Origin of the sequence: Polaribacter sp. KT25b (genome assembly GCF_900105145.1) — a bacterium.
Taxonomy (GTDB): Bacteria; Bacteroidota; Bacteroidia; order Flavobacteriales; family Flavobacteriaceae; genus Polaribacter.
The window spans coordinates 3,795,214-3,820,736 of sequence record NZ_LT629752.1; the positions used below are offsets into that span (position 1 = coordinate 3,795,214).

Sequence of the window (25,523 nt, forward strand, 5' to 3'; positions counted from 1 at the left end):
ATGAAAAATAAAAAAAATATTACCAGAAAAGAAGCAATAAAAAAGATTGGAAATTACAGTAAATATGCAGCATTAACAGCTTTAAGTACATATATAATACTTCATCCAAAATCCGCTCAAGCATCAAGCGTTTCTTTGCCCGAAGCGCCATCTGATGAAGATTTCGAGAGTTTCTAAAAATTAAAAAACTCCTATTAGCAATTTGCTAATAGGAGTTTTATTTTATATTTATTTTACTTTAATTACGTTTCTTTTTTGGAGCACCAGTTCTTCCTCTTCTAGAAGTAGATCCTGCAGGTTTATTGCCTTTAAAATGAGGTTTGTTTTTAGGTTTGCTTCCTTGAGAATTTGTTTTCTTTTTTTTCTTTCCAAAAGAACTTTTACTTTGAGTTGAAGCTCTTTTTGCAGGTGCTGTATCTGTAGGTTCAAAACCTTCTAAAATAGTTGTTTTTAATTTTTCTTTCAGTAATTTTTCAATTTCATTTTGATATTCTGTTTCTTCACTGCAAACCAAAGAAATTGCTTCTCCTGCTGCACCAGCTCTACCTGTTCTACCAATTCTATGTACATAATCTTCTGGTACATTTGGTAATTCGTAATTAATAACATGCGGTAATAAAGGAATATCTAAACCACGAGCTGCAATATCTGTTGCAACTAATATTCTAATACTATTATCTTTAAAGTTTTTTAAAGCTTTTGTTCTTGCTCCTTGACTTTTATTTCCATGAATTGCAGCCGCAGAAATCCCGGCTTTAATTAATTTCTCGGTAAGTTTATTAGCGCCATGTTTTGTTCTTGTAAAAACTAAAACTTGAGTCCAAGCTCCATCTTTTATCAGTTTAATTAATAAGGTGGTTTTTTGTCCTTTATCAACTTTAAAAACTTTATGAGTAACTTTTTTTGCTGTAGAATTTTGTGGAGCAGATTCTACAGAAACAGGATTATTTAAAATACCGGCAGCTAATTTTTTAATATCATTAGAAAAAGTGGCAGAAAACATCAAATTTTGACGCTTTGCAGGCATAAAACTAATCAGCTTATTTAAATCTCTAGCAAAACCCATGTCTAACATTCTGTCTGCTTCATCTAAAATTAAAACATCAATTCTTTTAAAGGACACTGCTTTTTGATCGTGTAAATCTAATAGTCTACCTGGTGTTGCTACTAAAATATCTACGCCTCTTCTTAGCGTTGCTATTTGACTTGCTGCTTTTACGCCACCAAAAACTACGGCAGATTTAATATTTACATATTTACTATACTCTCTTACATTGTCGTGTACTTGCGCTGCTAATTCTCTTGTAGGTGTTAAAACTAAAACACGTAAAGGTCTGTATTTTGGATGTTTTGTATCTGATAAATATTGTAAAACGGGTAAAGTAAAACCAGCTGTTTTTCCTGTTCCTGTTTGTGCGGATGCTAATATATCTTTTCCTTCTAAAATTACAGGAATAGCTTTTTGTTGAATTGATGTAGGACTAGTGTATCCTTTTTCGTTAACTGCTTTTATTAAAGCATCTGATAATCCTAAGTCTTTAAATGACATTTATATTATTTATGAAAAATTGAAATGATTTTTTTTTAGAACTGCAAATGTACATTGATTAATTGTTAGTTTTAGCTATATACGTTTTTAGTTAATTATTAAGCAAAAAAAAGATGCAAATAGCATCTTTTTAAAGTTTTTAATTAGGTAAAGCTATCTTTTTCTCCTGCCTTTTAAAATACCAAGTATAAATAAAATAAGAATAGCTCCAGAAGCTCCTTTAATAATATCGCCAATCCAACCACTACCAATACTAATGCCTAATTGTCCAAAAGCCCAACCACCAACAAAACTACCAGCAATACCAATAATAATACTAACTATTAATCCGTAGCCATTATCACTCATTAGTACATCTGCTATGTAGCCACAAATTGCACCAATAATAATTGTATATAATAAACCATCCATAGTGTAAAAAATTTTTATTTGATTAATTATTGCTAATTTAGTAAAAATTTTTAAAAGTACTAATGTTATTAGTCTGTATAAAACATTTATAGGATTTATTTTCAGTGTTTTATATTTTTAATCAAACCATTATTTAGATGAAAAAAATTATTCAGTATTTACTATTTTTCTTTAGCGGTATTTTTATTGCGCAACAAAACCCAACTAATTCTTCCTTAATTGTAAAATCTCTAAAAGATAAAAAACAATTAGAAAGTACTTCTTTAGTTAAGAATGTTAATTTTACAAATATTGGGCCAACTGTAATGAGTGGTCGTGTTGTAGATGTTGATGTAAATCCTAACAATACAACAGAATTTTATGTAGGTTATGCTTCTGGCGGATTGTGGTACACAAATAACAACGGCACAACTTTTACACCAGTTTTAGACAATTCAGATACACAAAATATTGGTGATATTGCTGTAGATTGGAAATCAGAAACTATTTGGGTTGGAACGGGCGAAAAAAATTCTTCGCGTTCATCTTATGCGGGAATAGGTATTTTAAAATCTACGGATAAAGGAAAAACTTGGACTAATGTTGGTTTACTAGATTCTCATCACACAAGTAGAATTCTTATCAACCCAAATAATACAAACGAAGTTGTAATTGGTAGTATTGGTCATTTATATTCATCAAATAAAGAAAGAGGTGTTTTTAAAACGATTGATGGTGGAAAAACATGGTCTAAAACCTTGTTTATTGACGAAAATACGGGAATTATAGATGTTGCTGTTGCGCCAGAAAATTTTAATATTATGTATGCTGCTTCTTGGGAACGTGAACGTAAAGCATGGAATTTTGATGGAAATGGTAAACATTCTGCCATTTATAAAAGTATAGATGCAGGTGCTACTTGGGCTAAGATTTCTGATAAAAGTGGATTTCCAATTGGCGATGGAGTTGGTAGAATTGGCTTAGCAGTTTTTAATGCAAATACAGTGTATGCTTTGCACGACAGTCAGTTTAGAAGAGAAAAAAATAAAGAGAAAAAACGTTCTGATGATTTAACAAAAGAAGATTTTAAAACAATGTCTTCTGATGATTTTTTAAAATTAACGGATAAAAAACTAAATACATATTTAAAAAATAACGGGTTTCAAGAAAAGTATAGAGCAGAAAATGTAAAACAAATGGTAAGAGTTGGTTCTGTAAAACCAATTGATTTGGCTAAATATTTAGAAGACGCAAACTCTATGTTGTTTGATACTGAGGTTGTTGGTGCAGAAGTTTTTAAAACTACAGATGGTGGTAAATCTTGGAAAAAAACACATAATGATTATTTAGATGGCGTTTATTCTTCCTACGGATATTATTTTGGAGAAATTAGAGTAGATCTTCAAGATGAAAACGGAATTTATATTTTAGGAGTACCGATTTTAAAATCAAAAGATGGTGGAAAAACATTTATATCTATCAGTAAAGAAAATGTACACGCAGATCATCAAGCTTTGTGGGTAAATCCTAAAAAAGCAGGACATATTTTAAACGGTAATGACGGTGGTTTAAATCTTTCTTATGACGATGGCGAAAGCTGGATTAAATTAAATAATGCAGCGGTTGGGCAATTCTATTCTGTATATGCAGATAATCAGAAAAATTACAAAATTTATGGTGGTTTGCAAGATAATGGCGTTTGGGTTGCCAGTAATAATGCAAGAATCGATAAACGCTGGAAACAAACTGGTCAAAATCCGTATGAGTCAATTATGGGCGGCGACGGAATGCAAGTACAAGTTGATGATAGAAACCCGAATATTGTGTATACGGGTTATCAATTTGGAAATTATTACAGAATTGATAGAGAAAGTGGTAATAATAAATATATTCAGCCAAAACATATTTTAGGCGAAAATCCGTATAGATTTAACTGGCAAACTCCAATTTTGTTATCAAAACACAACCAAGATATTTTATATTTAGGAGGTAATAAATTACATAGATCTTTAAATAAAGGTGATGATTGGACAACTATTTCTGAAGATTTAACAAATGGAGGAAAAAAAGGAAATGTTGCTTACGGAACGTTGACAACAATTGCAGAAAGTCCGTTTCAATTTGGATTATTATACACCGGTTCTGATGATGGATTTGTACATGTTTCTAAAAATGGTGGCGGTTCTTGGACTAAAATTTCAGATTCTTTTCCGCAAGATTTATGGGTTACAAGAGTTGTAGCATCTGCACATAAAAAAGAACGCGTTTATGTAACTTTAAACGGTTACAGATTTGACGATTTTACACCGTATGTTTTTATGTCTGATGATTTTGGACAAACCTGGGAAAACATTGGTAATTCAATTCCAACATCTGCAGTAAACGTAATAAAAGAAGATCCTGCAAGCGAAAATATAGTATATGTTGGTACAGATAATGGTTTGTATATTTCTTTTGATTATGGCGCTTCTTGGCAAGTGTTTAGTAAAAATTTACCAAATGTTGCAGTTCATGATTTAGTAATTCAGCCAACCGCAAAACATTTAATTGTAGCAACTCACGGCCGTAGTTTGTATAAAGCCGATATTGAATCTTTACAACTTTTTACTGATGAATTAATGGCAAAATCTACTCATATTTTTGCAATTAATTCTATTAGAAAAAGAAGCTCTTGGGGAAGTTCTTGGAGTAAATGGTCTAAGCCAAATTTACCAGAAATCAATATTCCTTTTTATGTAAATACAAAGAAAAAAGTAACTATTAATGTTTTTTCTGATGATATAAAAGTAAACTCAATTTCTATAGATGCAGATAGAGGCTTTAACGAAGCAATTTTTGATGTTTCATTTTCTGATAAAGGAAAAAAAGCATTTAAAAGAGGAAACAAAGAAATAATTATTAAGAAGGCAAAAAATGATGTTTATTATTTGCCAAAAGGAAAATATACTATTAAAATTGATGATGCAACATCAGAATTTGAAATAAAATAATTATTGAGTAAACCTCAAAGGTTTTAAATACTTTTGAGGTTTGTTATTAAAAATAAATGAAAAAATATATTGCTTTTCTTTTTTTAGTATTTACTATCTCTGTAAACTCACAATCTAATTTTAAAAAGTTTTTTAAACTTTCTGGCCCCATAAAATCATGGGTTTTATTTCATCCTTTTAAGGCAACAAAAGCATTAAAAATTTCTGAAGAAGCTAGTAAAGTATCAGATTCAATTAAAAAAACAAATTTATTAGATGGCGATGATTCTGGTGGGCAAGTAGATGCTTTTAGGCATGCGTATTGGATGGCGAGATTACATCAAGAGATTGGAGAGTCTGCAGCCCGTTCTTTAGGAAAAGCACATGAAAAAGAAAATTATTTAACTTTTAAGAAATGGCAATTAGAAGAAGGTGTTGTGCCAGATGAAATTTCATCAAAAATGGATTTGTATAATAATGAACAAGGCTTAAAATTAATTTCTAGAGAAAGTAAAGTTTCTAAAAAAGGATTGATTTATAGAGTTCTAAATGCAATTAAAGAAGGAGAAATGAAAATCATCAAAAAAGATGAAAAAGGAGATTTTTTAACTTGTGATGGCAACCTAATTTTAAAAGAATCTTTAAAAGGAAAATGGGAAAACAATAAATGTTTAATTTCATCAGAAAAAAATAAAAAAGCTATTTTAATAAAGTAAAAATTTACTACAACGTATTCGCTCAATATGCATAGTACATAGAGAGGATGAGTTTTAAAAAAGTCAATTATAGCAGGTGTTTATTGATATTTATCATAAAAAATTAATGTAGTAATTTGCTACTTTTGTGTCCTTAAATTAAAAATAGTTTTTCTTAAAACTAAACTAACTAAATATTATAAATATGGAATTTTTTTCAGAATTACTCACTAAAGATTACTTTGTGTTATTTCTGGTTATTGGTCTTGGAATTGCACTCGGAAACGTTCGTGTAAAAGGGATTAATTTTGACACATCTGCTGTTATTTTTGTCGCTATCTTTTTTGGTTATTTATATAATTTATACGGCATTACTTTTAGTATTCCGCCAATTATACAAAGTGTAGGGTTGGTTTTATTTATTTATACAATTGGAATGCAAGCAGGGCCTTCATTTTTTAGCTCTTTTAAAGAACAAGGAACAAAGTTAATAGCACTTGCAGCAATTACAGTAATAACAGGTGGATTAACGGCTGTTAGTATTTCATATATTTATGGTGTAGATATGAACATGATGAGTGGTTTGCTAACAGGCGCTTTAACATCAACACCAGGTTTAGCAGCTTCTATAGAGTCTTCTCATTCTCCGTTGGCTTCAATTGGTTATGGTATTGCGTATCCATTTGGCGTTTTGGGTGTTATCTTATTTGTAAAATTAGGACCTTCACTTTTTAGAGTGAAAATTAAAGAGGAAGAACAAAAGTTTGAAGAGCAATCAAATTCAAACACACCAATGGTTATTAATAAAAATTTAATTATTTCTAATCAAAATGTACATGGAAAAACCATCGATGAATTAAAAATACGTTTTATGACAAAGGCTAATATTTCTCGAATAATGAAGCCTAATCAATTGCCAATTTCACCAACAAAAGATACAGTTTTAGAAATAGGAGATATTATTAAAGCCGTAGGAACTGTAAATGCATTGCATAGAATAGAAATTTTATTAGGTAAAGTTACCGATATCAAAATTCCTCGAAGCGGAACTTATGAGGTAAAATGGTATGTTGTAAGTAACGACAATGTCGTAAATAAAACGATTCAAGAGTTGAATCTTTTTGAAAATTATTCTGCAACTATTACGCGTATTCGAAGAGCTAGTATCGATTTAGCCCCGCATCCTACAACAAAAATTAAATATGGAGATAAAATTTTAGTTTCTTGTTCCACAGGTAATGTCTCTGCAGTAACACAGCTATTTGGAAACAGTTTAAAAAGAATTGGAGAAACTAGTTTTTTACCAGTAGCATTTGGAATCGCTATAGGAATTCTTGTTGGTTCTATTGCTATTCCACTTGGAGGAATGCATCTTAAATTAGGGCTAACAGGAGGTGTGCTTTTATCTTCTATATTTTTAAGTTGGAAAGGAAAAACAGGACCAATTATTTGGAATTTACCTGGACCAGCAAATCAAATATTACGTCAACTTGGTTTGTTATTATTTTTAACTCCCGTTGGATTAAATGCAGGTCAAAGTTTAGTGTCTGCAGTACAAGAACATGGAGCAATTCTGTTTTTATATGGAGCCCTTATTACGTTAATCCCCATGATTATAGCCGTTTTTACAGGGCGATTCTTGCTTAAAATTAACTTTTTGTCTATTTTAGGAGCTTTAACAGGCGGAATGACATCAACACCAGGATTAAGTGCTACAGATTCTATGACAGAATCAGACGCACCTCAAATAGCTTATGCGGCTGTTTATCCTTTTTCATTAGTACTCATAATAGCCGTTGCAGAAATAATGGCAATCTTATAAATAACCTAAAAATTATAAAAAATGATAACCACTAAAACCTTTATTAAAACGATTCTAAATAACCCAAAAAAGCAGTGTTTTATTTCACTATAGAATATCTAAATAGTACATTTGTTAACAACAATTTTTAACCTAAATTAATACAATGAGCGGATTTTTCAAATCTTCAATTGGAAGAAAAGTAGCCATGGCGCTTTCGGCATTCTTCCTCATGATTTTCTTAATTATACATATCGCCGTAAATATTACATCACTTTTTAGTGAAGATCTCTTTAATGAGTTATCCCATTTTATGGGTACAAATCCTTTAATACAATTTGCTATGCAACCTGTATTAGTTTTTGGAGTTATTTTTCACTTTGTGTTAGGCTTTATTTTAGAATTAAAAAACAAAAAAGCAAACGGAGTTGCCTATGCTAGAGATAATGGCGCAGCTAATTCTACTTGGATGAGTAGAAACATGATTTATAGTGGATTGGCTATTTTAGCTTTCATTATACTTCACTTTATAGATTTCTGGATTCCAGAAATGAACCATAAATACATTGCTGTATTACCAGAAGATCCTACAAGATACTTTCATGAGTTGCAAGAAAAATTTGTTCCAATTTGGAGAGTTGCTGCTTATGTAGTTGCTTTTGTTTTCTTAGGATTGCATTTAGCACATGGATTTACATCAGCATTTCAATCTATGGGAGTTACTGCGGGAAGAAAAAAAGCATTACAAACTTTTGGTAAAATTTACTCAATAATTATTCCTTTAGGCTTTATTATTGTTGCAGTATTTCACCATTTAAATAATAACCATTAATCTTAATAACGATGGCTTTAGATTCAAAAATACCAGAAGGTCCAATTAAAGATAAATGGACAACTTATAAAGACAAAATTGATCTTGTAAACCCAGCAAACAAACGTAATATTGATATTATTGTTGTGGGTACAGGTTTAGCAGGAGGTTCTGCAGCGGCAACGTTAGCAGAATTAGGATATAACGTAAAAGCATTCGCTTACCAAGATTCTCCTCGTAGAGCGCATTCTATTGCAGCTCAAGGTGGAATTAACGCCGCAAAAAATTACCAAGGAGATGGAGATTCTAATTACAGATTGTTTTACGATACTGTAAAAGGAGGAGATTACCGTTCTCGTGAAGCAAACGTACATCGTTTAGCTGAGGTATCTGGTAATATTATTGATCAATGTGTGGCACAAGGAGTTCCTTTTGCACGTGATTATGGTGGTTTGTTAGATAACCGTTCTTTTGGTGGAGTTTTAGTTTCTAGAACTTTTTATGCAAAAGGACAAACAGGTCAACAATTATTATTAGGTTGTTATTCTGCAATGAACCGTCAAATTGCTCGTGGTAAGATTGAGATGTTCAATCGTCATGAAATGCTAGATGTTGTGAAAATTGACGGTAAAGCAAGAGGTATTATTGCTCGTGATTTAATTACTGGAGAAATAGAACGTCATTCGGCACATGCGGTTGTAATTGCAACAGGTGGTTATGGTAACGTGTACTTCTTATCTACAAATGCAATGGGTTCTAATGCTACTGCAGCTTGGAAAATTCATAAAAAAGGAGCATATTTTGCAAATCCTTGTTATACACAAATTCACCCAACATGTATTCCTCGTTCTGGAGACTATCAGTCTAAATTAACTTTGATGTCTGAGTCTTTACGTAACGATGGTAGAATTTGGGTTCCTGCAAGAATAGAAGATGCTAAAGCAATACAAGCGGGTAAATTAAAACCTACTGAAATTGCAGAAGAAAATAGAGATTATTATTTAGAAAGACGTTACCCAGCCTTTGGTAACTTAGTGCCTCGTGATGTTGCTTCTAGAGCAGCAAAAGAGCGTTGTGATGCTGGTTTTGGTGTAAATGCAACAGGTGAAGCTGTGTATTTAGATTTTGCGTCTGCTTTTGAACGTTATGGAAAAGAGCAAGCAAAAATTCATGGAATTAAAAATGCTTCTAAAGAAAAAATAATTGAATTAGGTCAAGGTATTATTGAAGAAAAATATGGAAACTTGTTTCAGATGTATGAAAAAATCATCGCTGAAAATCCTTACGAAACTCCAATGATGATTTATCCTGCAACACACTATACAATGGGTGGAGTTTGGGTAGATTATAACTTAATGACTACTGTAGAAGGTTTATATTGTATTGGTGAGGCTAATTTCTCTGATCATGGTGCAAATAGATTGGGTGCTTCTGCCTTAATGCAAGGTTTAGCCGATGGTTATTTTGTATTACCTTACACTATTGGAGATTATTTATCTGCTGATATCAGAACAGGGAAAATACCTACAGATACCAAAGAGTTCGATGAGGTAGAAAAAGAAGTTAAAGATAGAATTGATTTCTTTATCAATAATAAAGGAACAAAATCTGTAGATCATTTCCACAAACGTCTTGGTAAAGTAATGTGGGATAAGGTAGGAATGTCTCGTAACGAAAAAGATTTAAAAGCTGCCATGGCAGAAATTAAAGCAATTCGTGAGGAATTTTGGAAAGATGTAATGGTGCCTGGTACTGCAAACGAAATGAATGTAGAACTTGAAAAAGCAGGACGTGTAGCAGACTTTTTAGAGTTAGGAGAATTATTTGCTAAAGATGCTTTAACAAGAAATGAATCTTGTGGAGGACATTTTAGAGAGGAATCTGTAGAATTAGATGGACCTCAAAAAGGAGAAGCAAAACGTAACGATAAGGATTTTGCATTTGTATCTGCTTGGGAATATAAAGGAGAACCAGCTGATGCGGTTTTACACAAAGAAGAATTAGAATTTAACGATATTGAATTGAAACAACGTTCATATAAATAAGAAAGATATGTCAGGTAAAGGAATGAATTTAACGTTAAAAATTTGGAGACAAAAAGACTCAAGTTCAAATGGGCAAATGGTCGATTATAAAGTAACTGATATTTCAGAACATATGTCTTTCTTAGAAATGATGGATGTTTTAAATGAACAGTTAGTAAATTCTGGTGAAGAGCCAGTTGCTTTTGATCATGATTGTAGAGAAGGTATTTGTGGTATGTGTTCTATGTACATCAATGGTGAAGCTCATGGACCAGATAGAGGTATTACTACTTGTCAGTTACATATGCGTATGTTTAACGATGGAGATACTATTACCATAGAGCCATTTAGAGCAGCAGCATTTCCTGTAATAAAAGATTTAATTGTAGATAGAATGGCTTTTGAGCGTATTCAGCAAGCAGGTGGTTACATATCTGTAAACACTTCTGGTAATACACAAGATGCAAACTCACTTCCTATTTCTAAACATGCAGCAGACGAGGCAATGGATGCAGCAGCATGTATTGGTTGTGGTGCTTGTGTAGCTACTTGTAAAAACTCTTCTGCAATGTTATTTGTTGGTGCAAAAGTATCTCAGTATGCTTTATTACCACAAGGACAAGTGGAGGCAGCAGATCGTGTACAAAACATGGTTGCACAAATGGATTTAGAAGGTTTTGGAAACTGTACAAATACAGGAGCTTGTGAAGTAGAATGCCCTAAAGGAATTACTTTAGAAAACATTGCAAGAATGAATAGAGAATTAATGAAAGCTAATCTTTAATAAAGTTTATAAAATGCTTTTATTTAGGTAGATTTCGATTCTTTTAACGAAATTATACCGAGAATTTTATGTAAAAAACTCTTTAGTGAAAGCTAAAGAGTTTTTTTATACCTTATTTTCCGTTAAAAGTATTCATGGTATTTGCTAAGCCAGCAGTACCAAAAGAGGTAATTATTTTTGCTGATGTTGGCAAGCGTTCTATTAGTTGGCTAGTTTCTTCTTTATTCCATTCGCCTAAAACATAATCTACTTGGCGACCTTTAGAGAAGTTACCGCTAATTCCAAATCTAAATCTTGGATATACATTTGTACCTAATTTTTCTTGAATATCTTTTAATCCATTATGGCCACCATCGCTTCCTTTGGCTTTAACTCTTAAAGTTCCAAAATCGATATTTAAATCATCTGTTACAATTAATAAATTTTCTACAGAAATTTTTTCTTTTTGCATCCAAAATTTCACCGCTTTTCCACTTAAGTTCATAAAAGTACTAGGCTTTAATAAAATAAAAGTTCGTCCTTTAAAACGAAAAGTAGCTACATCTCCTAATGTATTAGTTTCAAAAACTACGTTATGTTCTTCTGCAACTTCATCAACAATTTTAAAACCGATATTATGACGCGTATTTGCATATTTTTCACCAATATTTCCTAAACCAACAATTAAAAATTTTTTCATCAACGTTTTTCTAGTTTCAACTTTTATATGTGTATTTTATAAAAGTTGCCAATTAATTTATTTGGCAAAAATACTAAGAAAATATAGTTTGTAGGTCTATAACTAATATGTTAGTTGCAAGTAATTATTTAAAATCTTTAAAAAAATCTTTTGGTGAAATATCTAATTTATATAAAATAGTAAGTAATCTTTGTATGTCTAGTCTAGTTTTACCTTTTTCTATCTTAAAATAACCACTTTCTGATATGCCTAATTGTAAAGCTAAATCTATTTGAGATAAACCGGCTTCTGCTCTGTTTTTAGCTAATTTCTTTAAAACTGCAGTATAGTAACTTTCAACTTTTTCTTTTTCTTTTTCTTTTTCTTTTTCTTTTTCTTTTTCTTTTTCTTTCATTTTATTTCTAAATGTAGTAAAAGTAATACAAAAAAATCACTTTTTTACTTTCCATTTTAGACTAATGGTTTTTGGGGGTAAAATTTATACCCCATTTCTAACTAGTCCAAAATGGAAAGCGATTTATTTTTTTTAACCAATAATCTTTCTGAAATTTGAAAGGAGAAAATTGCTAAAATTCTTGTTTTTAGGGTCCTAAAATAAGAAAATTCTCAAAAAGTTTAACGACTTGTATTTTTATGGAAACAGCATTTGTTTATGAATAAAAATATCTTAAAAAAGAAAACCTCCGCTTGCGGAATTAAGGAATATAAAAATCTTGCAAATAAATGTATAACTTAAAACAGGTGCTTATGTAAATAAACAACAACAAACAGAGGAAGTGTTGCAAAAGTAAACCTTTTTCTACCAATTTTTTAGAGAATTTTAAATTGGTTTACTCATATAAAAACTCTAAACTTTAGTATTAAAAATGCCCAGACAAAATTTGGGATTACAAAATTTTATAAAATGAAAAAAATAATTTTAGCAATGGTTTTTGTTTTTGCAACGGGAGCTATGATGAATGCAAATTCTTCAAATGAAGAAGTTACTCTTAATGATTATTTTAAAATGAGTCATTGTGATGAGGTATATTTTGAAGTCACAGATGCTGTTACATCAATGACTGGCAGTGAATATGTTGGTATTTCTGCAGCTATTGCTGCAGAAAGTGCGTGTTTAGATGAGGAAATAGATATCATTGAATATTAATTAAGAAAAACACCAAACTTGACAAAGGTTGGGTTTGGTGTTAGTTTTATAAATAAAAGTAATATGAAAAAACAAATAGTAAGATTCTTTTTTTTAATAATTCCTTTTATAACTTTTTCTCAAGAAATTATTTCCGGAAAAATTATATACAAGTATCAAATTAAAGAAAAAGGTTTTGATAGTGAAGGAAAGAGTGAAAACATAAAGTCCGTTTTTAATAATTTTAACGATAATCTTGAAGATAACAAAGATAAAATATCGTTTGAATTAGTATTTAATAATGATGCTTCATACTATAAATTAGTAAAAAACCTTGAATCAGATTACAATAAAGATTTAAGTTTTACAATTCTTATTACAGGAGGAAATGAAGAAGTTTTTACAAACAAAAAAAGCGACCTTAAAATAAAGAAGATTGATGTGTTTGGAGATTTTTTTCTTGTAAAAAGTAAATTTAAAGAAGCTTGGAAGTTGACTCAAGAATCAAAAAAAATCAACCATTATACTTGCTATAAAGCAATTTTAGAAAAAGAATTTATTGATGTTAATAATAAGAAAAAGAATTTAGAAATTGAAGCTTGGTATACGCCAGAAATACCTGTAAATTTTGGACCCAAAGGATTTGGAGGTTTACCAGGTTTAATTTTAGAATTAAATCAAGGAAGTTTTGTTTTCTACGCTCATAAAATAGAAATTAAAAAAAATAAGACAATTATTATTAATCCACCATCAAAAGGTAAAACAATTTCGGAAGAAGCGTTTTCTAATTTATTTAGAAAATTTGATGAAAAAAAGGAGAAAAATAGAAACTAATAGCTTTATATAAAAAACCTCCGCTTGCGGAATTAAGAAATATAAAAATCTTGCAAATAAATGTATAACTTAAAAGGCTGCTTATGTAAATAAACAACAACAAACAGAGGAAGGCTGCAAAAGTAAGCTTTTTTCTACCAATTTTTTAGAGAATTTTAAATTGGTGCAATCAACTAAAAACTCAAAAGAAGAGTAATAAATAAACCCTAAAAAGGGTTACAAATTTTAAATTATGAAAAAAATAATATTAAGCCTAGTTTTTGTTCTAGCAACTGGAAGTATGATGAATGCAACATCTTCGAAAGAAATTAGCTATCAAGAATCTTGTTTTGAAAAAGCAAATAGATTGACAAATGTAATTGCTATTAATACAAATATGGATTTGGGATATGATTATGTTGTGTTTTCAATTCTATATGATGAATGTATGGGAGGTAGTAATGGTGAATTTGTTTTTCCTGAATAAAGAAATCTCTAGTTTATTGGGGAAATTAATGATTTCCCCATTTTAATCATTTAAACTTAAAAACATGAAAATAGTAATAGTTTATTTCTTTATTTTATTTAGTGCTAATCAATTTTCACAAAGTGGAGAAATTATTTATGAAGCAGAGTTACTAATGAAAGAAGACTCTAGTAATGACTCAAAAAAAGCTAAACAAAATGCTGATTTTGAGGTAATAATGAAAAATCAAAAAAAGGTAACCTATAAACTGATTTTTAACAAAAATGAATCAATTTTTAAAAAAGAAGAAAAACTTATTATCGATGAACCTAAACTAAATTTAGTAAAAATATTAGTAGGAAATGGACTTTTTTATACTAATACATTTTTAAAAAAAACACTAAACAAAACAGAATTTTCAGGAAAAGAATTTTTGATTGAGGTTCCACAATTTAATTGGAAATTAACACAAGAAAGAAAAAAAATAGGAAATTATATATGTTATAAAGCAACAACAAGTAGAGAAATTGATACAAGAAGAGGTAAGTCTATAAGAAATATAACAGCTTGGTACACTCCACAAATACCTTATAATTTTGGTCCTAAAGAATATAATGGATTACCAGGTTTAATTTTAGAACTACAAGAAGATTCATTACTTTTTAAGGCTACGAAAATTTCATTACTTACTGATAAGGTAATAGAGATAGAGAAACCTGTAAAAGGTAAAAAAGTTACACAAAAAGAATATGATTCAATTGTGAAGAATATAATATTACAAAATAAAAGATATAAACAGAAGTAATATTAATGAATCTACTTAAAAACCTCCTATTTGTTCTAATACTTGTTATTTCAACAGCAACTTTTTCTCAAAGAATAACACTTTTTGGTACAGTAAAAGACAGCTTACAAAACCCAATGTCTTATGCCAATGTAATTGCAAAACCCAAAGATGTTTCTAAAAATTTACAGTTTGCCATTACAGATAACGAAGGCTATTATAAGTTGTTGCTAGCCCAAGGAGATACTATAACTATTAGTATTTCTTATTTAGGCTATAAACCTATAGAATCTCAATTTATCGCACTAAAATCAGTTAGAAAAGATTTTGTTTTACAACAATCTTCAGAGCAATTAGATGAAGTTATTATAGAAATGCCTGTAACTGTTCGTGGAGATACCACAACTTATAAAACCAGTAAATTTATAAACGGTTCAGAACGCAAACTTAAAAACGTTTTAAAGAAACTACCAGGAGTAGAAGTAGATAAAAACGGAGGCGTAACAGTACAAGGCAAAAAAGTTACAACCATGTTAGTAGATGGTAAAAAGTTTTTTGGAGGAAATTCTAAATTGGCGGTAGAAAATATTCCTGCAGATGCAGTTGGTAATGTAGAAGTAATAGACAATTATAACGAAGTTGCATTTTTAAAAGGGTTAACAGATTCTGATGAAATGGCAATGAACATCAAACTAAAAGAAGATAAAAAACGCTTTGTTTTTGGTGATATAGAAGCTGGTAAAGGCAACAAAGAGTTTTATAAAACCAGTGCCAATTTGTTTTATTATTCGCCAAAAACTAATGTCAATTTTATAGGAAACATAAATAATATTGGCGAAAAAACGTTTACGTTTAGTGATTATATGAGTTTTTCTGGCGGAATAAACGCAGTTTTTAACGGTAATTTTAGTTTTAAAGTTGGCGATTTTTCTCAGTTTATGGAAAGCAATGATGTGGTAACTAGCAAACAAAAATTTGGTGCCTTAAATATTACCAAAGTTGCTACTCAAAAATTAGATGTTTCTGGCTATGCTATTTTTTCTGATACAAATACCAGTAGTTTTGTAGAAAACTTAAATGAGTATATATCGTTTACAGAGCAAAGAACCAGCAAAACAGCAACAGATAATTTATTAGGTATTGGTAATTTAAATTTAGAATACAAACCAAACTCATTAGAAAGATGGGTGGCAAGAACACAAGTAAAAAGAACCAATAATACTAACGATAACACAGTGGTTTCGTTGATAAATGCAAAGACAAATACCATTGCTACAGATAGAGATTTAACAGCAACCTACATCAATCAAAATATAGAATGGCATAAAAGGCAAAATGATAAACACACGTTTTCTTCTGTGTTTAACTATGTGTTTGATAAAAGTGATAAAACAAATTATTGGCAAACACAAGATGCTATTTTACAAGGTTTAATTCCGGTTGATGAAACGCAAGATTTTTTAAGAATTAATCAATTAAAAAACACAAAAGAAATAAATATTGATGCCGTTTTTAAACATTTTTGGGAAATTAACAACAGTAATCATATTTATACAACCGTTGGAAATAAATTTTTAAATCAAGATTTTTTAACTGATGATAGCCAAACTTTAGATGATGGTTCTCTAAATAATTTCGCCAATGGCGGATTTGGAAATGACCTAAATTTTGAATTAAACGATTTGTTTTTAGGAATGCATTACAAATTTAGAACCGGTATTTTTACTGTAAAACAAGGTGTAGAGGTACATAATTATAATTGGAATTTGGCAAACCAAACCAATATAGAAAATAATAAATGGGTGGTTTTACCAGATTTTTTAGCAGAAATTGAGTTTAATAAATCAAAAAAATTAAAATTAAATTACAATTTAAAAACCACTTTTTCTGATGCCAGTAAATTTGCAAATCGTTTTTATTTACAATCATACAATTCCATTTTTAAAGGAAATGAAATTTTAGAAAACAATTTATATCACGCTGCAAGAGCCTATTTTAGTAGGTTTAGTTTGTATAGAGGTGTTATGTTGCATGTAAATTTAAATTACAATAAACAAATAAAAGGGGGTAGAAGTACAGTAGATTTTAATGATGTAAATCAGTTTTTAACCGTAAAAATGTTTGATAATCCTTCTGAAGATTGGAGAGGAGATATCCATTTAGAAAAAACTATTAAAGATTTAAAATATAAGTTTGATGTTGGTTTTAACAACTCAACTTACATACAAGAAGTAAACAATGCAAACCAAACCAATAAAAATAATGGCTATAATTATGAGTTTGCAATAGAAACGTTGTTTGATAATTTTCCAACAATAGAAGTTGGTTTTAATACAGATATTGGCAAATTTATAGCAAGTTCAAATACCTCAAAATTTGTAACTACAGAACCATATCTAAATATAGATTACGATTTTTTAAAAGGATTTATTTTTAATTTCGATTACAGAAAAAGCAATTATCAGAATAAAACATTAGGTCAAAAAAACGTGTATGAAATTGCAAATGCAACGTTGTCATACAAAAAAGAAAACTCAGGTTGGACGTACAAAATTACGGCTCAAAATATGTTTAATGCACAATTTAAACAAAGCAACACTTTTTCTGATTATTTAATTTCAGACTCTAAAACTTTTATTTTACCAAGAGTTATTATGTTTAGTATTGGCTATAATTTGTAGTTTTTTAAATTTTGATAACTGATAACTGCAACTACGAACTGAGACTGAATATTGAATACTGTCAACTCATTTTTTACGTCCAAAATCTGCAGGAATTTCTCCCCAAGCTTTTGTTTCCCATTTTAAAATTGGGTTTTTAAACGTGTTTTCTTTTAGCCATTTTTCAGCTCTTTTAATCAGTTCTAAAAGATCTTTATTAGAAGCATCAAAATGAAGATTGGTTTTACATTTTTTTTGACGAATCCAACTCATAGCAATTTTAGAATCAGAATAAATAGGAACATCTTCTTTGTTTTTGCTTTTTAAAAGGGCAATGCCGTGCACTAAAGCTAAAAACTCACCAATATTATTCGTCCCTTTAGCAAAAGGACCTTTTATAAAAATTTGCTTTTTGTTATGTGTAAAAACACCTCGATATTCCATTTTTCCCGGATTTCCAGCACAAGCAGCATCCACAGAAATACTTTCTAGAATAGGTTTTCCAAATTTTTCTTTTTCTACGGATGATAAAGTAGCTGTTTTTGTGTTTTTCCCTTTATAATCATCGTAGGTTTTTTTGGATGCAATTTCAGCTTCATCTAAATTGGCAAAAGATTTGTATTGTGCGCCTTCAAAGCCATCAATTTGTCTTTTACACACATTCCAAGAAGTAAAAACGCCTGTTTTTCTTCCTTTCCAAACTACATAAAACTTTTTTTTACTCATTAATGTCTAAAATTACACTTTCAATAATTCTAGGAAAATATCTCTGCTCTAAAATATGGATCTTTTCTGCAATAGTTTCTGGTGAATCATCATCGCTTAAAGCTGTTTTTGCCTGATAAATGATCGCTCCTTCATCATAATTTTCATTTACATAATGAATTGTGATGCCAGTTTCTGATTCTTTATTTTCTTTTACAGCTTTATGAACGTTCATTCCATACATGCCTTTTCCTCCATATTTAGGCAACAAAGCAGGATGAATATTAATGATTTTTTTAGGGAAAGCTTCAATTATTTTAGCAGGAATTTTCCATAAAAAACCGGCCAAAATAATATAATCTGCGTTCTCTTTTAAAAGATTTAAGATAGTGTCTTCTTTTAAAAATTGATCTCTTCTAAAATGTAAACAGTTAACATTTAATTTTTTACATCTTTCAAAAACTTTGGCATGCTCATTGTTACACAGCACTTGAGTAACTTTAGCAATTTTAGTGTGATTAAAAAACTTTATAATATTTTCTGCGTTCGTACCAGAACCAGAAGCAAAAACAACAATACGCTTCATAACTATATATCTAGAGTACAAAAAAAAGAATAATTATTAACAAAATGGTTATTTTAAGAGTAGTTTAAACTTTTTTATTTACCTTTATTAATCATTTTTCACGCAAAAGTTAGTTAGAATTAATAAGATTCGTATTTTTGCGTCGATTTAAATTTTAAAAAAACAGAATTATGTCAGACATTGCATCAAGAGTAAAAGCTATTATCGTAGATAAATTAGGAGTAGACGATAATGAAGTAACAACAGAAGCTAGCTTCACAAACGATTTAGGAGCAGATTCTTTAGATACTGTTGAGTTGATTATGGAATTCGAAAAAGAATTCGATATTCAAATTCCAGACGATCAAGCAGAAAATATTGGAACTGTAGGTCAAGCAGTTAGCTATATAGAAGCAGCAAAAAAGTAAATTTAATATGCAATTAAAACGAGCAGTAATTACTGGACTTGGCGCATTAACGCCAATAGGAAATAATATTGAAGAGTATTGGAAAGGCTTAATTAACGGAGTTAGTGGAGCAGCACCTGTAACGTATTATGATGCTGCCAAGTTCAAAACTCGTTTTGCATGCGAGCTGAAAAACTTTAATGTCACAGATTTTATAGACAGAAAAGAAGCTCGTAGAATGGATCGATTTACGCAGTATGCAATGGTCGCTTCCGATGAAGCGATTGCAGACTCTAAATTAGATCTAGACAAAATTAACAAATTACGCGTTGGTGTAATTTGGGGAGCAGGAATTGGTGGTTTAGAAACTTTTCAGAACGAAGTTTTAAACTTTGCTTCTGGAGATGGAACTCCAAGATTCAACCCTTTCTTTATTCCAAAAATGATAGCAGATATTGCTCCAGGACATATTTCCATAAAAAACGGATTTATGGGGCCAAATTATACTACAGTTTCTGCTTGTGCATCATCTGCAAATGCAATGATTGACGCACTTAATTACATAAGATTAGGATATTGTGATGTAATTGTTACTGGTGGCTCTGAAGCTGCTATTACAATTGCAGGAATGGGTGGCTTTAATGCTATGCATGCCTTATCTACAAGAAATGAAAGTGCAGAAACGGCTTCTAGACCTTTTGATGCAGAACGAGATGGTTTTGTTTTAGGAGAAGGAGCAGGTGCAATTGTTATAGAAGAATATGAACATGCAAAAGCAAGAGGCGCTAAAATCTATGCAGAAATTATAGGTGGCGGTATGTCTTCTGATGCGTATCATATGACGGCTCCTCATCCAGATGGAGTTGGTGTTATAGCTGTTATGCAAAACTGTTTAGAAAATGCAGGAATTAAAGCAGAAGATGTAGATCATATTAATACTCATGGTACTTCTACTCCATTAGGAGATGTTGCGGAATTGAAAGCAATTTCTCAAGTTTTTGGAGAGCATGCTAAGGATATTAATATAAATTCTACAAAATCTATGACTGGGCATTTATTAGGTGCTGCAGGTGCTATAGAATCTATTGCCGTTATTTTGGCAATGGAAAATGGTATTGTGCCGCCAACAATAAATCATACAAACGTAGATGAGAATATTAATCCAGAATTAAACCTTACGCTTAATAAACCTCAAAAAAGAGATATTAAAATAGCAATGAGTAATACATTTGGTTTTGGTGGTCATAATGCTTGTGTAGCTTTTAAGAAATTAGACGAGTAGGTATATGAATTTTATTCGCAAAATAGTTACATCTCGTTCTAAAGAAGATCAAGAGTTAAATAGCGAATTAAAAAAGTTACTCAAATATTCTCCAAGAAACATAAATAAATATAAAAAGGCATTTACTCACCGGTCTGTTCAAATATTAGACAGTAAAGGAATGCCTATTAATTATGAACGTTTAGAGTTTTTAGGAGATTCTATTTTAGGTTCTGCAATAGCGGCTTATTTGTATAAAAAGGTGCCAACAGGCACAGAAGGTTATCTTACACAAATGCGTTCTAAAATTGTTAGTAGAGAACATTTAAATGAATTAGGAAAAGATTTAAACTTAATTCGATTTGTAAAAAGCAATATAGATCAAGCCAATGTTGGCGATAATATTCATGGTAATATTTTTGAAGCATTAATTGGCGCTATTTATTTAGATAAAGGCTATAATTCTTGTCAGAAATTTATCTACGAAAATGTAATTGTTCCTTATGTTGATATCGAAAAGTTAGAAGGTAAAATAACAAGTTATAAGGGGTTAATTATAGAATGGTGTCAAAAGCAAAAAAAGAAGTATAAATTTGATACTTATGAAGATTCTGGTAATGAGTCTATAAAACACTTTAGCGTTAGAATTAGTATTGATGGGGTGCAAGTAGCTAAGGGTAGAGCTACATCTAAGAAGAAAGCAGAAGAACAAGCAGCTAAAAGAGTATATTTTGCCTTTCAAAAACAAATTTCTGTAAACTAAACACGATAACGTTTTCGTTAAAATCCAAGAAATATTCATAAAGTATTAGTAATTTCGCAGCTCATAGACGAACTAAACTAGTAATTAATTATGCAAATTCATTCATTAGGTTTAGAAGATTTATCTGAAGATGAATATACCTTAATTGGTATTCATACAGCATTAGAAGATTTTAAGTTAGCCTATTTATTGAATAAAAACTTAAGTACCAGCTTTCAAAAAGCTATAGAAGATTTAATTATTGAGGATTTGCAAATAAAAGCATGTTTTTCAATTTTTAACTGCTCTATTAAAAAATATGATTTTGACTGGTTTTTAATTGCCAATAGTTCTAAAAGAGAAAATAAAACAGCATCAAATGAACTTCTACTAACATCAGAAACAAAAACATATTTAATTCAAGAAAAGAAAAAAGTAGATTTCTTTATTAAAATTGCTGGAGATTTAGAATATAATATACTGTCTAAAACAGTAGATAAGATAAAAAAAATAGATCAAGTAATAACTTGCTATTTAATAGATAAGAACACGTTAAAGTCTAAAGACTTTTTAATATTTTAGAAAATATGCCAAATAATAATAGAACCAAAATAGTTGCAACCCTAGGTCCTGCAGCTGACACAAAAGAAATGTTAACACAATTAGCTAGTAATGGTGTTAATGTTTTTAGAATTAATTTTTCTCATGCAGATTATGAAGATGTAAGAAGAAAAGTAACAATAATAAGAGAAATCAACAAAGAGAAAGGGTACAATGTAGCAGTTCTTGCAGATTTACAAGGTCCTAAATTACGTGTTGGTGTAATGGAAGAAGATGTAATTCTGGAAGATGGAGACACTTTTACATTTACTACAGATAAATGTATTGGAACTAAAGAAAAAGCTTTTATGACGTATCAACGTTTTCCTAAAGACGTAAAAGCTGGGGAAACTATTATGGTTGATGATGGTAAATTACGTTTCGAAGTAATCTCTACAAATAAAGAAAATGAAGTTGTTGTAAAAGTAATGGTTGGTGGACCTTTAAAGTCTAAAAAAGGTGTAAACTTACCTAATACAGCTATTTCTTTACCAGCTTTAACTAAAAAAGATAAAGAAGACGCTATTTTTGCAATTGGACTAGAAGTTGATTGGATTGCATTATCGTTTGTTAGAACTCCAGAAGATTTAAGATTGTTACGCGATTTAATTGCACAACATTCAGAATATAGAATTCCTATCGTTGCTAAAATTGAGAAACCAGAAGCTGTTGCAAATATAGATGCATTAATTCCTTATTGTGATGGATTAATGGTTGCTCGTGGAGATTTAGGTGTAGAAATACCGATGGAAGATGTGCCTTTAATTCAAAAGAAATTAGTTAGAAGGGCTAAAAGAGCAAGAATTCCTGTAATTATTGCTACACAAATGATGGAAACAATGATCGATAATCCTGTGCCAACAAGAGCAGAGGTAAATGATGTTGCAAATTCTATTATGGATGGTGCAGATGCTGTAATGCTTTCTGGAGAAACTTCTGTAGGTAAATTTCCTTTAAAAGTTATTCAAAAAATGACTGAAATCATTAAAGCTGTAGAAAACTCTAGAATGATTAAAGTACCACAAGAACCGCCTCATATAAGAACAAATAGATTTGTTACTAAATCTATCTGTTATCACGCTGCTTTAATGGCAAATGATACAGATGCAGCAGCAATTTGTACACTAACAAATAGTGGTTATACAGCCTTTCAAATTTCTTCTTGGAGACCAAGAACACATGTTTTGGCTTTTTCTACGGATAAAAGAATTTTAGGGAAATTAAATTTACTTTGGGGTGTTAGAGCTTTTTATTACGATAAAAATCTTTCTACAGACGATACCGTTGTAGATATTAATAATCTTGTCAAAGAAAAAGGTTTTGTTACGTCTGGAGACATCATTATTAACCTAGCATCTATGCCTGCAGAGGCTAGAGGAATGGTAAATACTTTACGTGTTTCTGAAATTGAGTAAAATCTATTTTTTGATATAAAAAGAAAGCGTTCTAAATTTTTAGAGCGCTTTTTTTGTGCTAAAATTTAATTTTTTAAAGTTCTATTTTTTTTACTGATAATAATAGCATCATTCCTTACAAAAGGTGTTTTGGGTTTTTAGAAAAATTCGAATTCGTTAATAAACCAAAAGAGATTTCTTTTAAAGTAATATCTAATTTTTTATCGTTATTGATACTAAAAAAAAAAGTTACATTTTTCATCAGAATCAACATAATGTTTTTTTACTTATTTTCTTTATATGTTGCAATGCATTAGTTAAAGAAAACGCTGTTTTTTTAGTTGGTTTTACATTAGTTAAATATGGTTTAATGTCAAAAAAAAACTACAAAAAATAATATATAAAATTATTATAATAGATAAAACAGAAGAAGCTCTTTTCATCTAAAAGAAAAGTTTTATAAAGATATAAATAAAAAAACTTTATTTAAATGTGGATTCAAACAGAATTTTCTGTAAATTTCAATCAACTTAAAAATCAACTTATTATGGGTATTAAAAGCTTTCAAGGAAAAAGAGACGAATCTCAAGGAAAAAATGATGAACAAATTTTAGTTTCTGATTATATGACAACTAAATTAATCACATTTAAAGCAGAAGATTCTTTAGATCATGTAATTAATTTACTAATTAAAAATAAAATTTCTGGAGGCCCAGTTGTAGATGATAAAAATGAGTTAATTGGTATTATTTCTGAAACCGATTGTATAAAACATATTTCTGAAAGTAAATACTATAATATGCCAACAGATACCAACAATACTGTAGGTAAATATATGGTTACCGATGTTGATACGATTGATAAAGATATGAATATTTTTGATGCTGCTTTTAAGTTTATTAGTTCTCACAGAAGAAGATTCCCAGTTGTAGAAAACGGAAAATTAATAGGTCAATTAAGTCAAAAAGATGTTTTAAAAGCAGCAATTAAGGTAAAAGGAAACACTTGGAAATAGGATGCTAATTTTTTTTCTTATTTACTTTTTGAAGCCTTTGTTTAATTTTTTTCATTTTATTGTCCATAGATTTTCTTTTAAGAGAATCAAGAGAATCTAATCTTTTTAAAATGGCTATGTCTTTTTGATTTAAAATTTGTTCTTGTTCTAGTTTTTTATCTTTTTGGTAAGATTCTAATTCTTTTTGTTCCTCTTTAATTTTATTATTGTTTTGTTTTCTGTACAAACTAAAACTAACAATTATAATAATGATTAAGATAATTATGGCAAATATTCCTGATCTTTTTTTCATTCTAAGATTCTTTTTTTATCAATAAAAATATATCATTTTCTAGTGCCAAGTAACCTTCGTTATACACATAAAAATAGGTGTTTCCTGTTTTAGTGGTGTAAATTGATGTAAAAAACTGAAAGTCGAAACCTTTATCGTATAAATTAGTTCTTGTTACTTTTGTTTTACCAGATATATTTAATTCTGATAAAATTTTATAGTTTTTTCGAAGCCGATTATTAATATTTCTAATAAGGTTTTTACTGTCTTTATTTACTTTGTTATTGTATGCATTTCTGCAATGATCAGAGCAGAATTTTTTATCAACTCTGCCTTTAACAGGTTCTTTACATTCTAAACAAATTCTTTTTTCCATAGCTTTTTTTCATTTTTCACACTTCAATTTCCCCCCAATTTTCTCCAGATTTTATTCTATACAATTGCATTGTAGTTACTCCAAATTGGCTTGCAATAATTCGTAATCTGGTTCTTCTATTAGGATCTAATAACTTTTTCTTAATTACCCTAACTTTTGCTTCAGATAATTTGGCACTCGTTTTTAAACCTAATTTCTTTTTCCTTTCTGGATTTGTTAATTGATGTACAGTTAGTTCTTTTTGATTTACCCATTTTAAATTTTGGACGTAATTATCTGTTAAATCATGGTTTTTATGAATAACAAATTTTGAATCTTCTTTTTTTTCTAGGAACAAAAAAGCAACAGCCCTGTGTACGTAAAAACTTCTAACTTTGTTTTTACTGTTTGTATAAGAAAGAGTTTCAAATTTATTAATGATGCCTTTTTTATATAATTTAAATTCTTCGGCTCCTTTTTTCTTTTTTTGAACTCTTCCGTAATTCGATACTAATATTTCTTCTTTTTCAAAATTGCAATCAGCTAAATCAAAAGCTTTCCAGCTTTCATTTCTAAATGATTTCATATTGATGTTTTAATTTGTGTAAATATACACATTTATACGTTTACAAACGACTACAAATAATTACAACCGAA

General features: G+C 29.8%; 27 protein-coding genes. 18 read left to right on the forward strand and 9 right to left on the reverse strand.

Going from position 1 to position 25,523, the window contains the following annotated elements; genetic code table 11:
• Positions 1-177, forward strand: coding sequence for a hypothetical protein (locus BLT70_RS17285; protein ID WP_172824434.1), 177 nt, complete (start codon positions 1-3; stop codon positions 175-177).
• Between the two features lie 61 nt (positions 178-238).
• On the opposite strand, the gene BLT70_RS16470 is transcribed toward BLT70_RS17285, so the two are convergent.
• Entirely contained in the window at positions 239-1,549 is a 1,311-nt protein-coding gene (locus BLT70_RS16470; RefSeq protein WP_091896947.1) for a DEAD/DEAH box helicase, read from the reverse strand.
• 153 nt (positions 1,550-1,702) lie between these two features.
• A complete protein-coding gene (locus BLT70_RS16475; protein WP_091896949.1) occupies positions 1,703-1,960 on the reverse strand; it encodes a GlsB/YeaQ/YmgE family stress response membrane protein in 258 nt (85 codons plus the stop codon).
• A 137-nt stretch (positions 1,961-2,097) separates the two neighbouring features.
• Here BLT70_RS16475 and BLT70_RS16480 point away from each other — a divergent pair, with 137 nt between their 5' ends.
• The 6 genes from BLT70_RS16480 (at position 2,098) to BLT70_RS16505 (ending at position 11,023) form a co-directional block, all read left to right on the forward strand.
• Positions 2,098-4,929, forward strand: coding sequence for a sialidase family protein (locus tag BLT70_RS16480; RefSeq protein ID WP_172824435.1), 2,832 nt, complete (start codon positions 2,098-2,100; stop codon positions 4,927-4,929).
• Between the two features lie 56 nt (positions 4,930-4,985).
• Positions 4,986-5,624: a hypothetical protein gene (locus BLT70_RS16485; RefSeq protein ID WP_091896953.1), complete on the forward strand. Its 639-nt coding sequence runs from the start codon at positions 4,986-4,988 to the stop codon at positions 5,622-5,624.
• 184 nt (positions 5,625-5,808) lie between these two features.
• Positions 5,809-7,425 carry an aspartate:alanine exchanger family transporter gene (locus tag BLT70_RS16490; RefSeq protein WP_091896956.1) on the forward strand — a complete coding sequence of 539 codons (1,617 nt, stop codon included), beginning with the start codon at positions 5,809-5,811 and terminating at the stop codon, positions 7,423-7,425.
• Positions 7,426-7,570: 145 nt separating this feature from the next.
• Positions 7,571-8,236, forward strand: a complete 666-nt coding sequence (locus tag BLT70_RS16495; RefSeq protein ID WP_091896959.1) for a succinate dehydrogenase cytochrome b subunit — start codon at positions 7,571-7,573, stop codon at positions 8,234-8,236.
• An 11-nt stretch (positions 8,237-8,247) separates the two neighbouring features.
• Positions 8,248-10,260: a fumarate reductase/succinate dehydrogenase flavoprotein subunit gene (locus BLT70_RS16500; protein ID WP_091896962.1), complete on the forward strand. Its 2,013-nt coding sequence runs from the start codon at positions 8,248-8,250 to the stop codon at positions 10,258-10,260.
• 22 nt (positions 10,261-10,282) lie between these two features.
• A complete protein-coding gene (locus BLT70_RS16505; RefSeq protein WP_091897805.1) occupies positions 10,283-11,023 on the forward strand; it encodes a succinate dehydrogenase/fumarate reductase iron-sulfur subunit in 741 nt (246 codons plus the stop codon).
• Between the two features lie 112 nt (positions 11,024-11,135).
• Here BLT70_RS16505 and pth read toward each other — a convergent pair whose 3' ends face one another.
• Both pth and BLT70_RS16515 read right to left on the reverse strand, forming a co-directional pair.
• Complete coding sequence (gene pth, locus BLT70_RS16510; RefSeq protein WP_091896967.1) at positions 11,136-11,702, reverse strand: aminoacyl-tRNA hydrolase; 567 nt, start codon at positions 11,700-11,702, stop codon at positions 11,136-11,138.
• Between the two features lie 124 nt (positions 11,703-11,826).
• The gene (locus BLT70_RS16515) at positions 11,827-12,096 is read right to left on the reverse strand and encodes a helix-turn-helix domain-containing protein (RefSeq protein WP_091896971.1); all 270 of its coding nucleotides are present in this window, start codon (positions 12,094-12,096) and stop codon (positions 11,827-11,829) included.
• A 510-nt stretch (positions 12,097-12,606) separates the two neighbouring features.
• Here BLT70_RS16515 and BLT70_RS16520 point away from each other — a divergent pair.
• The 5 genes from BLT70_RS16520 (at position 12,607) to BLT70_RS16540 (ending at position 17,572) form a co-directional block, all read left to right on the forward strand.
• The gene (locus BLT70_RS16520; RefSeq protein ID WP_091896974.1) at positions 12,607-12,849 is read left to right on the forward strand and encodes a hypothetical protein; all 243 of its coding nucleotides are present in this window, start codon (positions 12,607-12,609) and stop codon (positions 12,847-12,849) included.
• Between the two features lie 63 nt (positions 12,850-12,912).
• A complete protein-coding gene (locus tag BLT70_RS16525; protein ID WP_091896977.1) occupies positions 12,913-13,662 on the forward strand; it encodes a GLPGLI family protein in 750 nt (249 codons plus the stop codon).
• Between the two features lie 232 nt (positions 13,663-13,894).
• Positions 13,895-14,128 carry a hypothetical protein gene (locus tag BLT70_RS16530; RefSeq protein ID WP_157691931.1) on the forward strand — a complete coding sequence of 78 codons (234 nt, stop codon included), beginning with the start codon at positions 13,895-13,897 and terminating at the stop codon, positions 14,126-14,128.
• A gap of 64 nt (positions 14,129-14,192) precedes the next feature.
• Positions 14,193-14,912 carry a GLPGLI family protein gene (locus tag BLT70_RS16535; protein ID WP_091896983.1) on the forward strand — a complete coding sequence of 240 codons (720 nt, stop codon included), beginning with the start codon at positions 14,193-14,195 and terminating at the stop codon, positions 14,910-14,912.
• A gap of 5 nt (positions 14,913-14,917) precedes the next feature.
• Entirely contained in the window at positions 14,918-17,572 is a 2,655-nt protein-coding gene (locus BLT70_RS16540) for a carboxypeptidase-like regulatory domain-containing protein (RefSeq protein WP_091896986.1), read from the forward strand.
• Positions 17,573-17,638: 66 nt separating this feature from the next.
• Here BLT70_RS16540 and BLT70_RS16545 read toward each other — a convergent pair whose 3' ends face one another.
• Positions 17,639-18,277, reverse strand: a complete 639-nt coding sequence (locus tag BLT70_RS16545; protein ID WP_091896989.1) for a viroplasmin family protein — start codon at positions 18,275-18,277, stop codon at positions 17,639-17,641.
• Positions 18,270-18,842, reverse strand: a complete 573-nt coding sequence (locus BLT70_RS16550; RefSeq protein ID WP_091896992.1) for a phosphoribosylglycinamide formyltransferase — start codon at positions 18,840-18,842, stop codon at positions 18,270-18,272. The genes BLT70_RS16545 and BLT70_RS16550 overlap by 8 nt, the downstream gene beginning before the upstream one ends.
• A 170-nt stretch (positions 18,843-19,012) precedes the next feature.
• Between BLT70_RS16550 and BLT70_RS16555 the strand changes: the two genes are divergently transcribed.
• The 6 genes from BLT70_RS16555 (at position 19,013) to BLT70_RS16580 (ending at position 24,240) form a co-directional block, all read left to right on the forward strand.
• Positions 19,013-19,249: an acyl carrier protein gene (locus tag BLT70_RS16555; RefSeq protein ID WP_091896995.1), complete on the forward strand. Its 237-nt coding sequence runs from the start codon at positions 19,013-19,015 to the stop codon at positions 19,247-19,249.
• Positions 19,250-19,256: 7 nt separating this feature from the next.
• Positions 19,257-20,510, forward strand: coding sequence for a beta-ketoacyl-ACP synthase II (fabF, locus tag BLT70_RS16560; RefSeq protein WP_091896997.1), 1,254 nt, complete (start codon positions 19,257-19,259; stop codon positions 20,508-20,510).
• A 4-nt stretch (positions 20,511-20,514) separates the two neighbouring features.
• On the forward strand, positions 20,515-21,252 hold the full coding sequence (rnc, locus tag BLT70_RS16565) for a ribonuclease III (protein WP_091897000.1): 738 nt from the start codon (positions 20,515-20,517) through the stop codon (positions 21,250-21,252).
• Positions 21,253-21,342: 90 nt separating this feature from the next.
• Positions 21,343-21,813 carry an IPExxxVDY family protein gene (locus BLT70_RS16570; protein ID WP_091897003.1) on the forward strand — a complete coding sequence of 157 codons (471 nt, stop codon included), beginning with the start codon at positions 21,343-21,345 and terminating at the stop codon, positions 21,811-21,813.
• 5 nt (positions 21,814-21,818) lie between these two features.
• Positions 21,819-23,246, forward strand: a complete 1,428-nt coding sequence (gene pyk, locus BLT70_RS16575) for a pyruvate kinase (RefSeq protein ID WP_091897005.1) — start codon at positions 21,819-21,821, stop codon at positions 23,244-23,246.
• Positions 23,247-23,772: 526 nt separating this feature from the next.
• Entirely contained in the window at positions 23,773-24,240 is a 468-nt protein-coding gene (locus BLT70_RS16580; protein WP_091897807.1) for a CBS domain-containing protein, read from the forward strand.
• A 4-nt stretch (positions 24,241-24,244) separates the two neighbouring features.
• Here the strand turns inward: BLT70_RS16580 and BLT70_RS16585 are convergent, their stop codons facing one another.
• Genes BLT70_RS16585 through BLT70_RS16595 form a run of 3 tightly spaced genes read right to left on the reverse strand, consistent with a single transcriptional unit; the run spans position 24,245 to position 25,452 of the window.
• Positions 24,245-24,532, reverse strand: a complete 288-nt coding sequence (locus tag BLT70_RS16585; protein WP_091897010.1) for a hypothetical protein — start codon at positions 24,530-24,532, stop codon at positions 24,245-24,247.
• A gap of 1 nt (position 24,533) precedes the next feature.
• Complete coding sequence (locus tag BLT70_RS16590) at positions 24,534-24,887, reverse strand: hypothetical protein (RefSeq protein ID WP_091897014.1); 354 nt, start codon at positions 24,885-24,887, stop codon at positions 24,534-24,536.
• A gap of 16 nt (positions 24,888-24,903) precedes the next feature.
• A complete protein-coding gene (locus BLT70_RS16595) occupies positions 24,904-25,452 on the reverse strand; it encodes an HNH endonuclease (RefSeq protein ID WP_091897017.1) in 549 nt (182 codons plus the stop codon).
• Between the last annotated feature and the right edge of the window lie 71 nt (positions 25,453-25,523).